The sequence below is a fragment of the Flavobacterium hungaricum genome (genome assembly GCF_015182285.1).
GTDB classification, from domain to species: domain Bacteria; phylum Bacteroidota; class Bacteroidia; order Flavobacteriales; family Flavobacteriaceae; genus Flavobacterium; species Flavobacterium hungaricum.
The window spans coordinates 361,260-380,278 of record NZ_PRDM01000002.1 but is presented as its reverse complement, the minus strand read 5'-3'; the positions used below and the strand labels follow the sequence as shown (position 1 = coordinate 380,278).

The window sequence follows — 19,019 nt, the reverse complement described above, 5'->3', positions numbered from 1 at the left end:
TCTAATAAAAAATCCTATTCAACCTCCAAATAAGGATCCAGAATTTCGGCTAGTTTATTCAGCCAGTAAAAGTTTTCATCCAAGCTTATGTTTTCTTGCTGCAGGAATTCTTTTTCGTGCATTACATTTAGCGCAAGAACATAATTTACTTGTCGAATGCTTTTCGCCATACTTTTAGAATCAATAGAATTGTTGAAAAATTCAGTCAACCTTAATTGAGTTTCTTGTGAAAGGTTTTTTGTACTCATAATTTGAAGTTTAGGAATAAAAAACCCATACGGGTTAGCTGTCCTACGCCTTCAAATACGCGTTGCGGTTGTTTCCAATACCACCAGCATGCCGTACGGGCAAGATTTTTGTTTGTGTTCATTATTTGAAGTTTTAGGACTGCAAACATATGAAAAACAAAATTATTTTGTAAGTTTTTTCTTTTATTTAACTAAAATTATAATAGCAGAATTTCTTTCAGGTCGAAATTACAAAATTGAAAAAATAAATAATTAAAATTTTCATAATCTTTCCTTAACTCGCTTGTCTTTTTCTTTTTAAATAAATAAGTTTGAGAAACAATCATTAAATATAACCCATTATGAAAGTACAAATCAACACCGACAAAAACATTGAAGGAAGCGCTAGATTAGAATCTTATTTTGCTGCGGAAGTAGAAAAAAGCTTAGATCGTTTTCAAGATAAAATTACTCGTGTCGAAATTCACTTTGGAGATGAGAATGGCGAAAAATTCAGTCTGCATGACAAAAAATGTGTAATCGAAGTTCGTCCTGTAAAATTACAGCCAATCACGGTTACCGACCATGCAGATACGTTAGAAAAAGCTTTTAGCGGCGCTTTGGCAAAAGCTAAAAAATCGTTGACTACAACTTTCGAAAAAATAAAAGCACATTAATTAATTATAGATGCAAAGTGACAAAGCAACAAAGTGACAAAGGCTTAGAGAAAACTTATAGCCTTTGTCACTTTTTTATTTTATTACTTTGAAAATTTGTTACTTTGAAAATTTGTTACTTTGAACTTTTGTCAATGTGAACCTTTGTAACTTTGTAACTTTGTCGCTCTGAAACTTTGTCACTGTGAACCTTTGTAACTTTGAACCTTTGTTACCTCCTTAAGATTTTGGAAGAGGCGCTCCAACTGCGACATCGCAACGGTGTCCTGGTTGTCCGTGTGCGGGATTCATTCCGTCGGCAACTTTTGTTTCTCCTTCTGTACTTAACAATGCCGGAACTGGATTTGCTTGTGGCGTAACTGTAAAATTTTGAGAAACAGAACCACTTTGAGCTGTATTTGTGGTCGCAGCAGTAGTTTTTGGTGCAGGCGAATTTAAAGGTGCTCCAACCGGAATATCACATCTGTGCCCCGGCTGTCCGTGCGGCGGATTCATTCCTTTTGCTGTTTTTACTGGTGCCGCAGTGGTTGTTACCACCTGCGTCTGGTTCGGATTTACCTGAATTGTCTGCCCTGCCGGTGCTGCCGTAACTTGTCCTTGTGGTGACGGAGCCGAATTTAAAGGCGCGCCAACCGCAATATCACAACGATGTCCTGGCTGTCCGTGTGCAGGATTTATTCCTTTAGTATCATTCAAAACCGTATTTGGATTTGCCATTTGGGTTTGTACAGTTCCTGCAGCTGCTGGCGCTGTGGTAGTATCTTTTGCAAGTCCAAGTCTGATTAATTCAGAAGTAGCGGTAGTTTCTTGCGGTTCTAATTCTTTTTTGCAGGAAACTAAAAGCAGCGAAGAAATTATAACGGAACTTATGTAGATTTTTGTATTCATGATCTGGGTATTTTTAAAGCTCTCAAATATACTTGTTTTTTGAATTTAAACCATAAGTGATATAAGTTCATTTGTTAATGAATTTTAAATATTGTGAAAACTGTTTTTTTGTTTCACGCAGATGGAGCAGATTTAAGCTGATCGACGCAGATTGATTAATTTAAAATCTGCCTGAATCTGTAAAATCTGCGTGAAACCCTTCTCTTCATTCAAAATCATTCTTAACTTTAAACTTTTAATTTATCTCTCATGAAAAAAATCACTTTACTCCTATTATTTATTGCTGCTTTCGCGAATGCGCAAACCGACAAAGACAAAATCAACAAAACATTAGACGCTTGGCACGAAGCTGCTGCCGACGTAAAATTTGAAGCCTATTTCAGCGCTTTAAGTGACGATGCCGTCTATATCGGAACGGATGCTACTGAAAACTGGACAAAACCTGCTTTTAAAGCTTGGGCAAAGCCTTATTTTGACAAAGGAACCACGTGGAATTTTACCGCTCTGGAGCGTCATATCTTTTTTGACAAATCGGGAAAAATTGCTTGGTTTGACGAATTACTAGATACTCAAATGAAAATCTGCCGCGGTTCTGGGGTTTTGGTAAAAGTGGGTAACGAATGGAAAATTCAACATTATGTGTTGTCAATGACAATTCCGAATGATGAGGTAAACGCTGCAATCAAAATCAAATCGCCAGTTGAAGACGTTTTAATTTCGAAGCTTCAAAAAAAATAAACATTTTTACTAATTGTTTTTATAAACATAACTTTTATAGCAGTTTATAAAATAGTTTATCGAATTAATTTTAATAAATTCGGCAAAAACAGTGCTTTTTTTGAAGTTCAAAATAAGATAGTTTCAAAAAAAGCACTTAAATTTTACAAAATCAACCAAAATAAAACCAACACCTCTAATTTAACAGCCCTTAAAATCTAAATCTTTATTTTTTTTTAACTTTGACCCCAAAAAAAATAGGGTTAAACAAAGTATTTGAAAATGAAAATAGAAAAACGCTGGATCATTTCCTTTATAATGATAAGTGTCGTATGCATTATCGGTGCATTTTGGCCAACTGTAACAGAGAATAATTATGTTCTATCAAAATTTGGAACAACCGATCACATTGTAACCGCAGATGTTGCCTGGATGCTTACTTCTTGCTGTCTGGTTCTGATCATGACTCCGGGATTGTCTTTTTTTTATGGCGGAATGGTAGGTAAAAAGAATGTTATTTCTACCATGCTTCAAAGTTTTATTTGTTTGGGAGTAGTAACGCTTTTATGGGTTGTGGTGGCTTTCAGCTTAGCTTTTGGAGAACCGATTGGTTTTGGTTCTGGAGATCATTTTTATAGTTTCTTCGGAAATCCGTTTACTTTTGCTTTTATGGATTACGTGAGTATTCTGCCTCACAAACAATTGGCAAATACGATTCCGTTTATGCTTTTTGCACTTTTTCAGATGAAATTTGCCATTATCTGTCCCGCAATTATCACGGGTTCGTTTGCAGAACGCGTTCGATTTATCTCTTATTTAGTTTTCATCAGCTTATTTACCATTTTTATATATGCTCCTTTATGTCACGCCGTTTGGTACCCAACCGGAGTTTTAGGAAGTTACTTTGGCGTAAAAGATTTCGCAGGAGGAACCGTAGTACATATGAGTTCTGGATTTGCAGCTTTGGCTGGAGTTATTGTTTTAGGAAAAAGAAAAAACAGCCAGCATATTCCGACCAATATTCCGTTTGTATTATTAGGAACAGGAATGCTTTGGTTTGGCTGGTTCGGATTTAATGCCGGATCTGCGCTTGCCGCTAACGGAACGGCCGCTATGGCTTTTGCAACGACTACAACTTCATCGGCCGCAGCAATGTTAACCTGGATTTTCTTTGATCGAATGAACGGTAGAAAAGTCTCTGCTCTTGGCGCTTGTATTGGTGCCGTTGTAGGACTTGTAGCGATTACGCCTGCCGCGGGTTTTGTATCGGTTCCAGAAAGTATGTTCTTCGGATTTGTAACGGCTTTGGTTTCTAACTCTGCTGTAAACTGCCGTTTCTCTAAACGTTTTGATGATACGCTTGATGTTTTTGCCTGTCACGGTGTGGGCGGTATTATGGGAATGATCCTTACGGCAATTTTTGCTCATGGCGAAGATGCCAGCTTGCTTCACGGCGGATGGAATGTTTTCGGACACCATATGATGGCGCTTGTTTTGGTTTCTATTTTTACGTTCTTCGGAGCTTATTTCTTATTCAAAGTAACCAACTTTATTATTCCGCTGAGAGTTTCAGAAGAATCAGAACACATCGGACTGGATTTATCGCAGCATGATGAAACCCTTGATCCAAAAATGTTAGCCGTTCCTGAAACACCAGAATATCATTAAAAATTATCTTTAAAAGATAGCCACGAATTCACGAATTATTTTCCTTTAAATACGTGAATTCGTGGCTATAAAATTCAACACACAGATTCGAAAATCCATTTAATCTCTAAAATCTGCGGCAAAAAAAATAAAAACAATTCGTGAATTCGTGGCTATAAAACTCAACGCACAGATTCGAAAATCCTTTTAATCTGTGAAATCTGCGGCAAAAAAAATAAAAACAATTCGTGAATTCGTGGCTGTAAAATTCAACACACAGATTCGAAAATCCATTTAATCTCTAAAATCTGCGACAAAACAAATAAAAACAATTCGTGAATTCGTGGCTGTAAAATTCAACGCACAGATTCAAAAATCCATTTAATCCCTAAAATCTGCGACAAAACAAATAAAAACAATTCGTGAATTCGTGCCTATAAAATTCAACGCACAGATTTGAAAATCCTTTTAATCTCTAAAATCTGCGCCCAAAAAAATAAAAACAATTCGTGAATTCGTGGCTATAAAATTCAACGCACAGATTCGAAAATCCATTTAATCTCTAAAATCTGCGGCAAAAACAAATAAAAACAATTCGTGAATTCGTGGCTGTAAAATTTAAACCGCAATTACACAGCATTCATTCGTTTATATTCCTTAATTTTGCCGAAAATTTTTGTAAAAGTGGGAAGTAAAAACAAACTAAAAAGATTCAGAGAAAACGAAACATTTCAAAACGTTTTTCAGCCAACGCGTGAAGAAGTTGTAGGCGATTTAATGCCTTTAAAAGGAAAATGGAATTCTGATTTCTTTAAAAATGATAATCCATTAGTTTTAGAATTAGGATGCGGTAAAGGAGAATATTCTGTTGGATTAGCAGAGAAATACCCAGACAAAAATTTTATCGGAATCGATATTAAAGGGGCTCGTTTCTGGAGAGGTGCCAAAACCGCTGTAGAAAACGGACTTCATAATGTGGCTTTTGTTCGCACGCAGATCGAATTGATCAATCATATTTTTGCTGAAGGCGAAGTAGACGAAATCTGGATCACTTTTCCAGATCCGCAGATCAAATACAAAAGAACCAAACACAGAATGACCAATTCTGAGTTCTTGAAATTGTACAAAAAAATCCTTAAAAAAGATGGTGTCGTAAACCTTAAAACGGACAGCGAATTTATGCACGGCTACACGCTTGGATTATTACATGGAGAAGGCCACGAAGTTTTGTACGCGAACCATAATGTGTACAAAAACGAAGGAAGTCCAGAAGTGGTTACAGCGATTCAGACTTTTTATGAAAAACAATATTTAGAAATTAACAAGGCAATTACGTATATTCGTTTCAAAATTAAGGACTAACTTAATTTTCAAAACAATATCACAACCTATTACCTTACTTGAATGGCATTACTTACTCCTCTTTTTTCAGGTTTCATAGCCGCTTTCATCGGAATTATTCCTCCTGGTTTAATCAACATGACAGCTGCAAAAATCAACCTGAAAGAAGGGAAAAAGAATGCTTTATGGTTTACAATAGGCGCTGTTTTGGTTATCTTTTTTCAGGTTTTGGTCGCGGTTTTATTTGCCCGTGTTATCGATAATCGACCGGATGTAGTAACCCTGTTGCGCGAAGTTGGATTTGTGATTTTTTCAATTCTAACAGTTTACTTTCTTTTTATAGCAAAAGAACCAAAATCTAAGAAGAAATCTAAAATTAAGAAGAGCAGTAAAAAAAGTCGTTTCTTTTTAGGAATGCTGCTTTCTGGATTAAACTTTTTTCCAATTCCGTATTACGTTGTGGTGAGCGTTGCCTTGGCTTCGTATCACCTTTTTGCTTTTGAAAACAATGTGATCTTTACTTTTGTTTTTGGTTCTGTTTTAGGATCTTTTGCAGCACTTTACAGTTACATCGCTTTTTTTGGAAGAATCGAAAAGAAAACCGATTATCTGATGCGTAATATGAATAAGATAATTGGCAGCATTACGGGACTAGTAGCTTTACTTACTCTTTTTAATATCCTGAATTACTATTTCGGTTAATATATTTTGTGCCGCCAGAGTAAAGGATTAAAAAAGTCTTCTTTTCTGATGGTTTATTTTTCTCGAAGATTCTGCAGATTTAGCTAATTGTTTTTTTTTATTTTTAATCTCTATAATCTTTTAATCTGTGGTAAAATAAATTATGGCTGAGGAAAACTTTTTTGAAAGAGTATATGCAATTGCACGACAGATCCCGTTTGGCAAAGTAACTTCTTATGGCGCCATTGCAAAAGCTTTAGGAACCGCGCGTTCTGCCAGAATGGTGGGCTGGGCGATGAATGCCTGCCATAATATGGACGATGTTCCGGCACACCGGGTTGTAAACCAAAAAGGACTTTTGACAGGAAAACATCACTTTGACGGAACTAATTTAATGCAGCAGCTTTTAGAAAACGAAGGCATTAAAGTAGTCAATAATCAGATTGTGGATTTTGAGAAACACTTTTGGAAACCCGATATTGAAATATAAGCGAGATTTTACCGCAAAGGTTAGCAAAGTTTATTCAAGCTTTGCGAACCTTTGCGCTTATTACTTTGCGTCTTTGCGGTAAAATTATGGTACAAAAAAACTAAATCAAACAAATCACAAAGTCGGTTTTATCTTTATCGGTTTGGTAACTTAAATAACCGCCGTGTGCTTCTATAATATTTTTAGAAAGCGTCAATCCGATTCCGGCGCCGTCTTTTCTGGTGGTGAAAAAAGGCAGGAAAACTTTGTCCCGAATTTCTTGATCTACTCCTCGCCCATTGTCCGAAATGACAATAAAAAAACGGTTGTTTTCGGTATAACTGGAAAGAATTAATTTCTTTTCCGACTTTTCTTTTAATGCGTGAATGCTGTTGGTAATCAAATTAATAAGCACCTGTTCCATTTGGTTTTTATCAATTAGGATAGAACGCGAACTATTGATTTCATTGATCAATTCGATATTCTCAGCTTTTAATATCGGATTCATAATTCGCAGGCAGTCTCCAAACAAAGCATTAATTTGTACCATTTGTTTGTTTGGCGTTGGCAGCATCGCCAGTTTTCTATAGTTTTCGACAAAAACCTGCAAATGATCGCTTCTGTTAATTATGGTAGCAATACTGTTTTTAATGTCTTCAAAATCATCTTCTTCCAATTCTTCCTGATCTACAATATGAAGCAGGTTTTGCGAAAGCGCTCGAATCGGCGTCAGCGAATTCATTAATTCGTGTGAAATAATTTTCATCAAATTGATCCAAGCCTCTTTTTCTTTTTTCTCAATAACACGTTGAATACTATCCAATAAAACAATAAAATATTCTTTGTTGTAGGTCTGTGTAAGCGATGTCTGAAGCATAAATGTCTGCAGATCCTGATCTTCAATTTTAATAGAAATTGCCGTTTTAAGTTCGCTGAAACCCACATTTTCAATTTCACTGCACAGTCCGGGAAGATAATTTTTAAGGTATTTCCAATGACTTACTTTTGGCACTTTGAACAATCTGGAAAAACAATCGTTCATTATAAAAATAGACCAGGTGTCGTTTTCTTTTTCTAAGATTAAAGCTGCTGTATCAATACTGTTTAAAATCGAACGATAAATTAACTCTTTTGAACTTTGCTCTTGCTTTTGCACTTTTAAAGTATCGTACAACTGATACAGACTATTAAAATTAGCCTTTTTATGTTCCTCTGGAAAATTGGTCGAAAAGTCGTTGTGCAGAATAGAATTGATGGTTTTCTCATAAAACAGCGATTGATTTTTAATGAAGAAATACATTTCAAACAAAAATATCCCGCCAAAAACCCCGACTAAAATAGCATTGAACCGGAATCCTTTGTAAAACAAAAAAGCGCTGCAGAGAAAGAGTATCATTAAAAACAAAACTCTCACAAACAAAGCGTTATAAAATTTCCAATTCTTCATTTTTTTGTTTGAATTGCCTCCAAGCTTTAGCTGGAGGTATAATATTATTTACAGAAACAGGGCTTTAGCCAAACATACTCATTTGGCTAAAGCCTCGAATCTTTACTTATTTTTTCCAGCTAAAGCTGGACGCTATTTATTTTCTTCAATTCTTCAAATCGTATTTTTCGATTCTTCTGTATAAAGCGGCGCGTGACAAACCTAATTCTTCTGCGGTTTTGCTAATGTTTCCGTTGTGTTTGAATAAAGCTTTTTCGATTGCCCCTTTTTCCATTTCAGAAAGCGGATTTTCATCGTTTTCTTGAATTTCTTCAAAGTCCAGAATATCCAAATCCAAAACCGAAATGGTATTGTTTTCTGCCAAAATAAGAGCGCGTTCTATCTTATTTTCCATTTCACGGACATTTCCTTTCCACGGATATTTTTCGAGATAAGGCGCGGCATTTTCGTCGAACTGCCATCCCGAAACTTCGGGACCATGGTTGTATTTTTCGGCAATTTGATCTAAGATAAAATGTGCCATTGGTACAATATCTTCTTTCCTTTCGCGTAAAGCAGGCAGATTAATTTCCATCGTATTGATTCTGTACAATAAATCTTCACGGAAGGTTTTATTCTTGACGTCGGTTTTAATATCGCTGTTGGTTGCCGCAATGACACGAACATTCAGCGGTCTTGGTTTGCTTTCGCCCAAACGCGTAACGGTTTTAGTCTGCAGAACGTGTAATAATTTAGCCTGAAGATGAAGCGGAATATTCCCGATTTCATCCAGAAATATAGTTCCGTTTTGAGCCGTTTCAAATCTTCCTGCTGTATCTGCTTTGGCATCTGTAAAAGCACCTTTGGCATAACCAAAAAGTTCACTTTCAAACAAATTATCACTCAAAGAACCCAAATCAACATGTACAAAGGATTGGTTTTTTCTTTCTGAATTTTGATGAATGAATGCAGCAAAAACATATTTTCCAGTTCCGTTTTCACCCAAAATAAGGACGTTAGCATCGGTTCTGGCCACTTTTTCTGCTATAGAATAGGCTTGTTTTATTTTTGCAGAATTGCCGACAAAATATCTTTTTTCGGTCTGTTCTGATTTTTCAGCGGTCGTTTTTTTACTGTTTTTTCTGCTTTCTGTTACTGCTTTATCAATTATTTCGAGCAGTTTTTCGTTGTTCCAAGGTTTTAAAACATAATCAAAAGCGCCGATTTTAATGCCCTCAACCGCAGTTTCAATTTTACCGAAGGCAGTCATTAAGATTACGATTGTATTGGGAGAAAGTGTTTTAATTTCTTTGAGCCAATGAATTCCTTCGCGCCCGTCTTCAAAACCAATGCGGTAATTCATATCCAGCAAAACCACATTTATTTCATTTTCATTTAAAACGGAAATGATTTTTTTGGGGCTGTTTGCTGTAAAAATGGTCTCAAAATGTTTTTTAAGAATCATTTTTGCCGAAAAAAGAATTTCTTCCTGATCGTCAACGATTAATATTTGGGCCTGTTTTTTTCGCATGATTTCTGTTTTGTGTTCGCTTTCGAACGGTCAACTGTTCATTATCGAACACTGCTTTTTTCAATCCATTTTAAAAGGCTCTTTAAAATCAATGCTTTACAAATAATAATTTTTATGGCACAGTATTTACCTATTGACTATCAGCAAATTATTAAAGAAATGGACAAGATAATTCCTCGTAAAAATAAAAAATTTAGATATGTCACAATAGCAATTGCTGTTTTTTTCGCTTTGGCTGCCATCGTGTTTTTTTCGTTTAATACCAAAAGAAGTTTAAATGTAAAAACCGAAGAATTGACCATTCAAAAAGCAGAAATGGCATTTTTTGAAGATTTTGTTGTTTTTCAGGCAAAAGTAGAACCCTTGAATGTAATGCTGGTAAATGTGACCGAAGGCGGTTCTGTAAAAGAAATTTTTGTAGAAAATGGAGCTATGGTAACCAAAGGACAATCGCTGGCACGTTTGTACAATCCAAATACAGAATTGAATTATCTGACTCAGGAAACGGCTATTATTGAGCAAATCAACAATCTGAATACAGGGAAATTAAATATTAGAAATCAAGAATTAAACCTGACTAAAGATTTTGTTTTAATTGAACATGATTATAACGATGCGAAAAGATTGTACGACATGAATTCTAAGCTTTATGACAAGGATGTAATTTCTAAAAATGACTGGAATACTTTTAAAGAAAGTCTTCGTTTTCAGGAAGAACGCAAAAGAACGATTCAGCAGAGCATTCAAAAAGAAAAACAGAGCAATCAGGTTCAGATTTCGCAGATCAATCGTTCAATTCAGACTATGGAAAAAAGTTTGGACATTCTTAGAAATAACAAAAAAAACTTCCTGATCACAGCACCCGAAACAGGAAGATTAACTTCTTTTGAACCTGTTTTAGGAAAGACGTTTCAAGCCGGCGCAAGCATCGGAAAAATTGATTCTAATAAAGGATATAAACTTGTGGCTGAAGTAGATGAATTTTATCTGGAAAAAATCAGAGAAGGTTTAAAGGGCCAAGTAGAATTTAAAGGTTCTAATCTGGAAGTCTTGGTAACCAAAGTAATTCCAGAAGTTAAAGGCGGGCGTTTTACAGTCGAATTGGCTTTCACATCAAAAGAAAACATCACTTTGCAGGACGGACTTAGTTTTGGTGTAAAACTAATTTTATCGGAGAAAAATAAAACTCTGGTAATCCCGAAAGGAAGCTTTAATCAGGAAACAGCCGGCAAATGGATTTTTGTAGTAAAAGGAACCAAAGCCGAAAGAAGAACCATCAAATTAGGACGCGAAAACCCGTCGTATTATGAAGTTCTCGAAGGCGTAAAAGAAGGAGAATCTGTAATTACGTCTTCTTATTCAGATTATAAAGATATCGAAGAACTCGCATTAGAATAGGTTCTTTTGTTTCAGGTTTCAAGTTTCAGGTTTCAGGTTTCAGGTTTCAGGTTTCAAGTTTCAGGTAACGAGCCGCATAAACATGAAACTTGAAACAACAAAAAACAAAAAAAACAATCATTTCAATCATCAATCAAAAAACGTATTTAATAACATTTCAAAACCTTAAAAAATTATGATCACGATTCAGAATTTAACCAAAGTTTTTAGAACAGAAGAAATAGAAACGGCTGCTTTGAGCGGTATCAATTTAGAAATTAAAAAAGGGGATTTTTTAACTATTATGGGACCGTCTGGATGCGGTAAATCGACTTTACTAAATATTATCGGACTTCTAGACAGCGCAAACGACGGCAGTTACAAATTATTAGACCACGAAATGATTGGTCTTAAAGAAAAAGGACGAGCTAAAGTGCGAAAAGAAAACATTGGTTTTATTTTCCAAAACTTTAACCTGATCGATGAGCTTTCTGTTTACGATAATATCGAACTGCCTTTGCTTTACAACAATGTAAAGGCTTCAGAAAGAAAACAAAAAATTGAAGCCATTGCAGAAAAATTAAATATTTCGCACCGATTAAAACATTTTCCGCAGCAGCTTTCTGGAGGACAACAGCAAAGAGTTGCGGTAGCGAGAGCTTTGGTAAACGACCCTAAAATTATCCTTGCCGATGAGCCTACCGGAAACTTAGACAGTAAAAACGGTAATGAAGTAATGGAACTTTTAACCGATTTACACGCTAAAGGCGCTACAATCCTGATGGTTACCCACTCTGATTATGATGCTTCTTTTTCGCAAAGAACCATTCATATGAAAGACGGAGTTATATTTTCTGAAAAATTAAATCAACGTAATGTTGATGTTTTTATGGACGCTAAATAATTAAAAAATGATCAAATTTATTGTTGCCGCATTCGTGATTCTGATAGAATTTGTCTGCAGAATACTGACTCTTATTTAGAACAAAACAGCCAAAAACAACTATAAAATTATAAGAAAAATGATTTTCAACTGGTTTAAAATATTTATCTACCATTTAAAACAAAGCAAACTGTTTTCGCTTTTAAATGTTTTAGGATTAAGCATCGGGATTGCGGGTGTGATTTTCGCGATTTTGTATTGGAATAATGAACATTCGTACGATCAATGGAATCCCGGAAAAGAAGATACGTACATGGTACTGAACAAAATCGGAACGACGGGCGATACTTGGGCTACCAGCTCGATTCCGTTTGGAGAAACCTGCAAAGCTTCTATTCCTGAAATCGAAAGAATCTGTTTTTTTAATACTTGGTACGATCAGGATATCATCAAATATCGGGATCAAAAATTATTGACTAAAAAAATAATGGTCAGTGATAATAATTTCTTTGATTTTTTCCCTTTCGAAATTTTAAAAGGAGCCAAAACAAATATTCTTAAAGAAAAAAACGCTGTTGCCGTTTCTGAGGAACAAGCCAAATTACTTTTTAAAGATGAGAATCCAATTGGTAAGTCTATTTTTTACGGATCTTCAAATTATACCGTAAAATCGGTTTATCGCATTACCAGACCTTCGTCTATAGAGCCCAATTATGTTTTTAGCGGTGTAAAACGAGATGGAGACGAAAATAGATGGGGGAATTTTAATTACGGTTTCTTGATTAAAATTAAAAAAGGTATTGATCCTGCTTTGGTTTTAAAGAAAATGCATAATGTAAACTTTGTAAACCGAACTGTAAAAGATGCCAAAGAAAGCGGCCAGACGGTAGAACAATATGTAAAAGAGAATGGCGAAATTAAAATTATTCTAGATCAGTTAAAGACTTCTCGTCTGCATGGAACCAAAGCTTCCGGCTCTAATTTTCCTGAAGGTGTCGGCAATTTAAAACTGCTTTACATCATGGCTGGGTTATCTCTTTTAATTCTGGTTTTATCACTCGTAAACTATATTAATCTTGCAACGGCATCGGCAATAAAACGTGCCAAAGAAGTTGGTGTTCGTAAAATTGTAGGCGCAACCAAAAAGCAGATTATTACTCAGTTTATTTTTGAAACTGCTATAATGGTGCTTCTTGCGATTGTTTTTGCACTTGCTATTGTAGAGCTTTCATTACCTTTTTACAACAACTTTTTAGGAAAGAATCTGACTATAAACGGCAGCGAATTTTACCTGCAGCTTATTGTGATATTTGGATTAGTTATTATTCTAGGCGGTATATTTCCTGCTGTGTACATCTCTAATTTTGAAACTTTAAAAGTCTTAAAAGGTAATTTTTCGAGAAGTAAAAGCGGTATTTGGATTCGAAATTCGATGCTTATTTTTCAGTTCGGGATCGCTGCGTTTTTTATCATTGGCGCTTTGATTGTCAATTCTCAGGTAAATTTTATGATGAATAAAGATCTCGGTTTCAGCGGTGATCAAGTAATTTCGATTCCGTACAACAAACCAGATCGATCAAAGAGAACAGAACAATATTTGGTTGACAAACAAGAAATAGCAAAAATCCCTGGAGTTGTAGATGTTTCTACGTTTGCGGGTTCTTTTGGAGGAAGCACCAACTCTAGTTCTGGTTTTAAACACAATGGTATTTTTGTACAGCCTAGAAATGTCGAAATGGATTTTGGTTTTCTGGATATGATGAAAATCAAAATTGTTCAAGGACGTGATTTGTCTCCAAAGTTCGCCTCAGACACTATTAATAGTATGCTGATGAATGAAACGCTGGTAAAAGCATTAAACCTTAAAAACCCAATCAATACTGTTGTAACCTCTGGATGGGGAGATGAAAAAGGTAATTTGAAATTTAAAATCGTTGGGGTTGTAAAAGATTTTAACATTACTGGTCTGCAAAACAAAGTGCCGCCAATGGTATTTATTAATCTTAAAACTTTAAAATGGAATAACTTTAATAATGTGTTTGTAAAGGTTTCTCCAAATAATTTAACAGAAACGTTAGAAAAATTGAAATTATATTGGGACAAAAACGTAAACCCAGACTATCCTTTTGATTATGAATTTGTTAATAAAGGTTTTGCCAAAACTTATGAAGAACAAGTGAAGCAGAAAAACCTGTTTTTTATCTTAAATATGGTTGTTATTATAATTGCTGTGTTCGGATTGTTCGCTTTGGCATCATTTTCGATGGAGAGAAGACTGAAAGAAATCGCCATTAGAAAAACGTTGGGAGCAGAAACCAATATTTTATTAAAAGAATTATCAAAACAATATATTCTTTTCTGTCTAATGGGATTTGGAATCGGAATTGTTCCTGCTTATATTTTATTACAAAAATGGCTCGAAGATTTCGCTTTCAGAATTGGAGTTTCTCCCGTTCCCTTTGGTATTGCATTGATTTCTCTTGTGTTTCTAACGCTTTTTATAGTGTTGACAAAAGCGTATCAGGTAACCAAAATAGATGTATTGAAGTATCTTAAATACGAATAAACTTGTAGACCATTTTTTTAAGAAGCCCGACAGATTTCAGTTAAATCCGTAGGGCTTTTATTTTACTTCATTGTCACATCATCAGAATACAGCAGTTTGTCTAAGCTGTCGTCTCTTCCGTAGACATCTGGAAAAAAATTGATTTCGCCGTTGTCCTGCACCCAAGCAGTAAAATAACCAATATAAACAGGGATTTTATTTTTAAGCATGCAGGTTGTTTCTTTTTCCCCATTCATTGCCTTATCGATTTTAGCTGCGGGCCAGTCGGGATCATCTTTTAAAATTGTTAATGCCAGTTCTTTTGCTTCTTTGACATTAATACAGCCATGACTGAAAGTTCGTTTTTCAAATTCAAACAAACTTTTTGCCGGCGTATCGTGCATGTAGATATCATTGGGATTTGGAAACATAAATTTCACCAGACCAAGAGAATTTTTAGGCCCCGGTTTCTGTCTTACTTTACCTCCGTTCCACTCCATATCGTGATCTGCCAGATAGTTTTTATCTCGGGCTATCTGCAATTTTAATTCGTTTTGGATAATGCTGTTGGGAACATACCAATAGGGACTAAAAACAATGCGATCCATGGTACCGCTAAAGATCACGGTTTCGCTTAAGCGATTTCCAACAAAAATATCAGAGACCAGCGCATATTTTCCATCTTTGATATAAAACATTCTAAAAGACGGAATATTGACCATAATATATTCATTTGCTCTTGTTAACTGGGTCGGAATCCAGCGGCAGCGCTCCATATTCAGCATAATAGTTTTGATTCTTTTGCTGATCGGTTCGTTCAGCTGTGTAATGTGATCTCTCGTTATCGCGTAATTTAATTTTAGATTGTACCTTCTTTTATAATTTAAAACGCCTGCCATTAATTCTTCATCATAAACATCACTTTTATTGTCTTGCTTGAGATCTCCCACTACAAATAAGCGCTGTCTAATCTGCTTGATTGCAATTGCAGTATCATCGGGTCTTAAATCTTTGTAATTGGCGCTGTCAATGGTAATTTTCTGCCAAAGATTGTCTTTTTCTATTTTTCGATACTTCTTTAAAGCATCCTGAAGTTTGTAATATTGATTGAACAGCAGATAATCATCTTCATTCAATCGATTGGTATCTACGATAAGTGAATCTAAAATTTTGGCATACGAAATGGTTTTGGCAGGCAGATACCAGCCAATTTTCTTTAAAGTCGCCGGATCTACACCAGAATACACATTACTGGCATAAAAAACGTACATATTGGTAAGCAGTAATTCGGTATCCAATTGCGGAGGCACAATATTGTCACTTTCGTTAAATGCTTGATCAATTACTTCTTTATAGGGCATTTTACTATTTATTCCTTGATCTTTAAGGACATTTACTTTCTGATATAATAATGCCCCAAATTCAGAAATGTTTTTATCATCATACCAAATGGATTGGTATTGCTTGGCTTTATAAATAGCCTCAACGTCTTTCTGATACTTTTTTAGTTTTGGATATTTTTTAAAAAATGCATTCATAGAAGCGGCATCAATCGTAATGACAGCATAACTTGATAGAACCTCATTTGTTCTATTTTCTAATTTATCTGGAAACGACTTGAATGAAAATGCAAAAAAGCTGATTGTAATCAGCATCGCTGAAAAAATAAAATTTCGCATATTTTTAAAGTTTAAGTTGAAATTATAACTTTTAAAAAAATATCTAAAACTCAATAGAAGATTTATAAAATTAAGTTTTTGTCTACTTTTTTTGTTTTAGAATCAGCGATTTAGGGTACTCAAATATAAAGAAGTTTTACGAGAACGCCATTTAAAAAAAGAAGAAAATTTAGACAAAAACAACAATTGTTACAACTTATAAATAGAGTTTAACAGGAAGGGTGAAACTTTTGTTTTTAATCATTCGCATGCTGCCTCTTAAATAAGAATAATTTTGAATAATCTCAATATCAATAATTACAATTCAAAAAACGTTTAATTCCGAACTTAATCTGTTATCTTTGCACCCTGAAATCAGTTTAAATAAAGATAATCTTATATTCTGATTTTGTACAATACAAATAGCCCATTACAATGAAATTAGATAGAAAAGAAATTCTTAAAGCCTTAGAAACAATTACTATAGCTGGAGAGGGAAAAAATATGGTTGAAAGCGGTGCTGTAACCAATGTTATTACTTTTGGAGACGAAGCTGTTGTAGATTTAGTATTGCACACACCTGCAATGCATATTAAAAAAAGAGCCGAAGATGATATTAAAAAAACAATACACGACTTAATATCGCCTGATGCAAAAGTTAAAGTAAATATTAAAGTAGAATCGCCGGAAAAACCTGAAATTAAAGGCCGTGCAATTCCTGGAATAAAAAATATAATTGCCGTTGCTTCTGGAAAAGGAGGAGTAGGAAAATCTACTGTAACAGCAAATTTAGCGGTAACGCTTGCAAAAATGGGCTTTAAAGTTGGTGTTTTGGATGCGGATATTTACGGACCTTCGATGCCGATTATGTTTGACGTTGAAAACGAAAAACCGGTTTCGATCACTGTTGATGGAAAATCTAAAATGAAACCAATTGAAAGCTACGAAATCAAAATGCTTTCTATCGGATTTTTTACTGCTCCAAGTCAAGCTGTAATCTGGAGAGGCCCAATGGCTGCAAAAGCATTAAACCAAATGATTTTTGATGCAGATTGGGGAGAATTAGACTTTATGCTTCTTGATTTACCTCCTGGAACTGGAGATATTCACTTATCTATCATGCAATCGCTTCCTATTACTGGAGCTGTTGTGGTAAGTACACCGCAAGCTGTAGCACTTGCTGATGCTAAAAAAGGAGTAGCAATGTTTATGCAGGATAATATCAATGTTCCTGTTTTAGGAATTATTGAAAATATGGCTTATTTTACGCCGCAAGAATTACCTGAAAACAAATATTATATTTTCGGACAAGAAGGAGCAAAAAACCTGGCTGCCGATTTAGAAGTTCCATTTTTAGGAGAAGTTCCAATTGTACAATCTATTCGTGAAGCAGGAGATTACGGTCGTCCGGCTGCATTGCAGACAGGTTCTCCAATTGAGAAAGTATTCGAAGAAATTACTAGAAATGTTGTACAGGAAACAGTAAACAGAAACGAAAGCTTACCAGCAACTGAAGCTATCAAGATTACAACAATGGCGGGATGCTCTGCTGTGAAAAAGAATTAATTGAGATAATGTGACAATTAGATAATCAGATAATTATTTAATTGACAAATTTTCTAACCAAAATAAAATAATAAGAAAAGGAGATTATTAGACAATGAATGATATTATCTAATTATCTAATTGACAAATTTTCTAATTAAAAAAAAGTATGACAACAGAAGAATTAACAAACAATGTATTACTAGCTCTTGACGAGATAAGACCATTTTTAAAATCTGATGGTGGAGATATTTCATTAATTTCTATCGAAGACGACAAACATGTAAAAGTTCGTTTGGAAGGAGCTTGTATTAGCTGTAGCGTAAATCAAATGACGCTAAAAGCGGGTGTTGAAACAACAATAAAAAAATATGCTCCACAAATTGAAACAGTGGTAAATATTATGTAGCAAGTTTGATTGTTTTCGACTTTATGTTTTTACATAATTTAAGGTGTCTAAAAAGTAATGCATCCTATTTTTTCTTTGATATTGCATTAGAATAAGCCAAAAACAGAAATCGAAACGCTAAAATTAATTATACGGATTTGTACACGTTTTCAAATCCTACAATAAAATTCCAATAGTTAAAATGGATGTATTAATAAAGATTAAAGATCGAGAAGGAGTTATTCACGAATTACAGGCTCCTACTGATATGGCAATGAATATTATGGAGTTATGCAAAGCGTACGAACTTCCTGTTGAAGGAACTTGCGGCGGAATGGCCATGTGTGCCTCATGCCAATGCTATGTTCTTAACGATGTTGCATTACCAGAAATGGGAGACGAAGAAGAAGCAATGCTTTCTGAAGCTTTTTACGTTAAATCTAACAGCCGTTTAGGTTGTCAGATTCCAATTACTACAGAATTAGAGGGTTTAGAGTTAGAATTGGCTCCTGAATACTAAAATATAAAAAAAGCGAGAATTATAATTCTCGCTTTTTTGTTAGCTTGCTGTCAACTCTTTTAGATTTTCGGCCACTAGTTCAAAATCGCCGGTTTCATGTCTCCACAGATAAATTTTTTCACCTAGTTGCTTGGTATTTTCTACAGCAAGAAGCAATAAGTAATCTCCACAGCCATTTCCTGCAACAGCCACCGCATGAGGAGGAAAATTTGACCATTCTTTTGCTTGTTTGGTTTCTAAAATAAGGTGATTACAAGTTCGGCTTATCCTCTTTTGATCGCTTTTATCAAAAAATGGATAAAGATTCCAATTGTCATCTTCTGTTACAACTTCACCTCCATTTTCTACTATCATTTTTTCTTTAAATAAAAGCGGAAATTCAAGCCCTAATTCTTCCTCAGACTCGATTATATATTTTTCATCAATTGGAAATGGCATATTTAGTTTTTAATTATTCATTTAATTTCTTAGCTCTTAAAAATATTCTGATCCATTTTAA

At 34.8% G+C, this 19,019-nt stretch carries 18 protein-coding genes; 12 read left to right on the top strand and 6 right to left on the bottom strand.

Annotation, left to right across the window (positions count from 1 at the left end; genetic code table 11):
* Positions 1–14: 14 nt before the first annotated feature.
* Complete coding sequence (locus C4F50_RS09420) at positions 15–248, bottom strand: hypothetical protein (RefSeq protein WP_193846259.1); 234 nt, start codon at positions 246–248, stop codon at positions 15–17.
* Between the two features lie 341 nt (positions 249–589).
* Between C4F50_RS09420 and C4F50_RS09415 the strand changes: the two genes are divergently transcribed.
* A complete protein-coding gene (locus tag C4F50_RS09415; RefSeq protein ID WP_193846257.1) occupies positions 590–904 on the top strand; it encodes an HPF/RaiA family ribosome-associated protein in 315 nt (104 codons plus the stop codon).
* 219 nt (positions 905–1,123) lie between these two features.
* Here the strand turns inward: C4F50_RS09415 and C4F50_RS09410 are convergent, their stop codons facing one another.
* Positions 1,124–1,792, bottom strand: a complete 669-nt coding sequence (locus C4F50_RS09410; protein WP_193846255.1) for a hypothetical protein — start codon at positions 1,790–1,792, stop codon at positions 1,124–1,126.
* 249 nt (positions 1,793–2,041) lie between these two features.
* Between C4F50_RS09410 and C4F50_RS09405 the strand changes: the two genes are divergently transcribed.
* The 5 genes from C4F50_RS09405 (at position 2,042) to C4F50_RS09385 (ending at position 6,668) form a co-directional block, all read left to right on the top strand.
* The gene (locus C4F50_RS09405) at positions 2,042–2,530 is read left to right on the top strand and encodes a nuclear transport factor 2 family protein (RefSeq protein WP_193846253.1); all 489 of its coding nucleotides are present in this window, start codon (positions 2,042–2,044) and stop codon (positions 2,528–2,530) included.
* Positions 2,531–2,791: 261 nt separating this feature from the next.
* Positions 2,792–4,177, top strand: coding sequence for an ammonium transporter (locus tag C4F50_RS09400; RefSeq protein ID WP_193846251.1), 1,386 nt, complete (start codon positions 2,792–2,794; stop codon positions 4,175–4,177).
* A 663-nt stretch (positions 4,178–4,840) separates the two neighbouring features.
* Positions 4,841–5,518, top strand: coding sequence for a tRNA (guanosine(46)-N7)-methyltransferase TrmB (gene trmB / locus C4F50_RS09395; protein ID WP_194139139.1), 678 nt, complete (start codon positions 4,841–4,843; stop codon positions 5,516–5,518).
* A 42-nt stretch (positions 5,519–5,560) separates the two neighbouring features.
* Entirely contained in the window at positions 5,561–6,199 is a 639-nt protein-coding gene (locus C4F50_RS09390; RefSeq protein ID WP_193846249.1) for a LysE family transporter, read from the top strand.
* 142 nt (positions 6,200–6,341) lie between these two features.
* Positions 6,342–6,668 (top strand): MGMT family protein, encoded by a 327-nt coding sequence (locus C4F50_RS09385; protein ID WP_193846247.1) that lies wholly within the window; start codon positions 6,342–6,344, stop codon positions 6,666–6,668.
* A 100-nt stretch (positions 6,669–6,768) separates the two neighbouring features.
* Here C4F50_RS09385 and C4F50_RS09380 read toward each other — a convergent pair whose 3' ends face one another.
* Both C4F50_RS09380 and C4F50_RS09375 read right to left on the bottom strand, forming a co-directional pair.
* Positions 6,769–8,094: a sensor histidine kinase gene (locus C4F50_RS09380; protein ID WP_193846245.1), complete on the bottom strand. Its 1,326-nt coding sequence runs from the start codon at positions 8,092–8,094 to the stop codon at positions 6,769–6,771.
* A gap of 145 nt (positions 8,095–8,239) precedes the next feature.
* The gene (locus C4F50_RS09375; RefSeq protein WP_193846243.1) at positions 8,240–9,604 is read right to left on the bottom strand and encodes a sigma-54-dependent transcriptional regulator; all 1,365 of its coding nucleotides are present in this window, start codon (positions 9,602–9,604) and stop codon (positions 8,240–8,242) included.
* A 159-nt stretch (positions 9,605–9,763) separates the two neighbouring features.
* Between C4F50_RS09375 and C4F50_RS09370 the strand changes: the two genes are divergently transcribed.
* The 3 genes from C4F50_RS09370 to C4F50_RS09360 all read left to right on the top strand — a co-directional run bounded on the left by C4F50_RS09370 (position 9,764) and on the right by C4F50_RS09360 (position 14,430).
* Positions 9,764–11,002: an efflux RND transporter periplasmic adaptor subunit gene (locus C4F50_RS09370; RefSeq protein WP_194139138.1), complete on the top strand. Its 1,239-nt coding sequence runs from the start codon at positions 9,764–9,766 to the stop codon at positions 11,000–11,002.
* Between the two features lie 175 nt (positions 11,003–11,177).
* Positions 11,178–11,885, top strand: a complete 708-nt coding sequence (locus C4F50_RS09365) for an ABC transporter ATP-binding protein (RefSeq protein WP_193846241.1) — start codon at positions 11,178–11,180, stop codon at positions 11,883–11,885.
* Positions 11,886–12,003: 118 nt separating this feature from the next.
* On the top strand, positions 12,004–14,430 hold the full coding sequence (locus C4F50_RS09360) for an ABC transporter permease (RefSeq protein WP_193846239.1): 2,427 nt from the start codon (positions 12,004–12,006) through the stop codon (positions 14,428–14,430).
* 62 nt (positions 14,431–14,492) lie between these two features.
* Here the strand turns inward: C4F50_RS09360 and C4F50_RS09355 are convergent, their stop codons facing one another.
* Complete coding sequence (locus C4F50_RS09355) at positions 14,493–16,088, bottom strand: L,D-transpeptidase family protein (RefSeq protein ID WP_193846237.1); 1,596 nt, start codon at positions 16,086–16,088, stop codon at positions 14,493–14,495.
* Positions 16,089–16,502: 414 nt separating this feature from the next.
* On the opposite strand from C4F50_RS09355, the gene C4F50_RS09350 reads away from it, so the two are divergent.
* From C4F50_RS09350 to C4F50_RS09340, 3 genes are all read left to right on the top strand, one after another.
* A complete protein-coding gene (locus C4F50_RS09350) occupies positions 16,503–17,633 on the top strand; it encodes an Mrp/NBP35 family ATP-binding protein (protein ID WP_193846235.1) in 1,131 nt (376 codons plus the stop codon).
* 148 nt (positions 17,634–17,781) lie between these two features.
* Positions 17,782–18,021: a NifU family protein gene (locus C4F50_RS09345; protein ID WP_057116000.1), complete on the top strand. Its 240-nt coding sequence runs from the start codon at positions 17,782–17,784 to the stop codon at positions 18,019–18,021.
* A gap of 181 nt (positions 18,022–18,202) precedes the next feature.
* A complete protein-coding gene (locus C4F50_RS09340) occupies positions 18,203–18,520 on the top strand; it encodes a 2Fe-2S iron-sulfur cluster-binding family protein (protein WP_026982672.1) in 318 nt (105 codons plus the stop codon).
* A 39-nt stretch (positions 18,521–18,559) separates the two neighbouring features.
* Here the strand turns inward: C4F50_RS09340 and C4F50_RS09335 are convergent, their stop codons facing one another.
* Positions 18,560–18,958, bottom strand: coding sequence for an SMI1/KNR4 family protein (locus C4F50_RS09335; protein ID WP_193846233.1), 399 nt, complete (start codon positions 18,956–18,958; stop codon positions 18,560–18,562).
* Between the last annotated feature and the right edge of the window lie 61 nt (positions 18,959–19,019).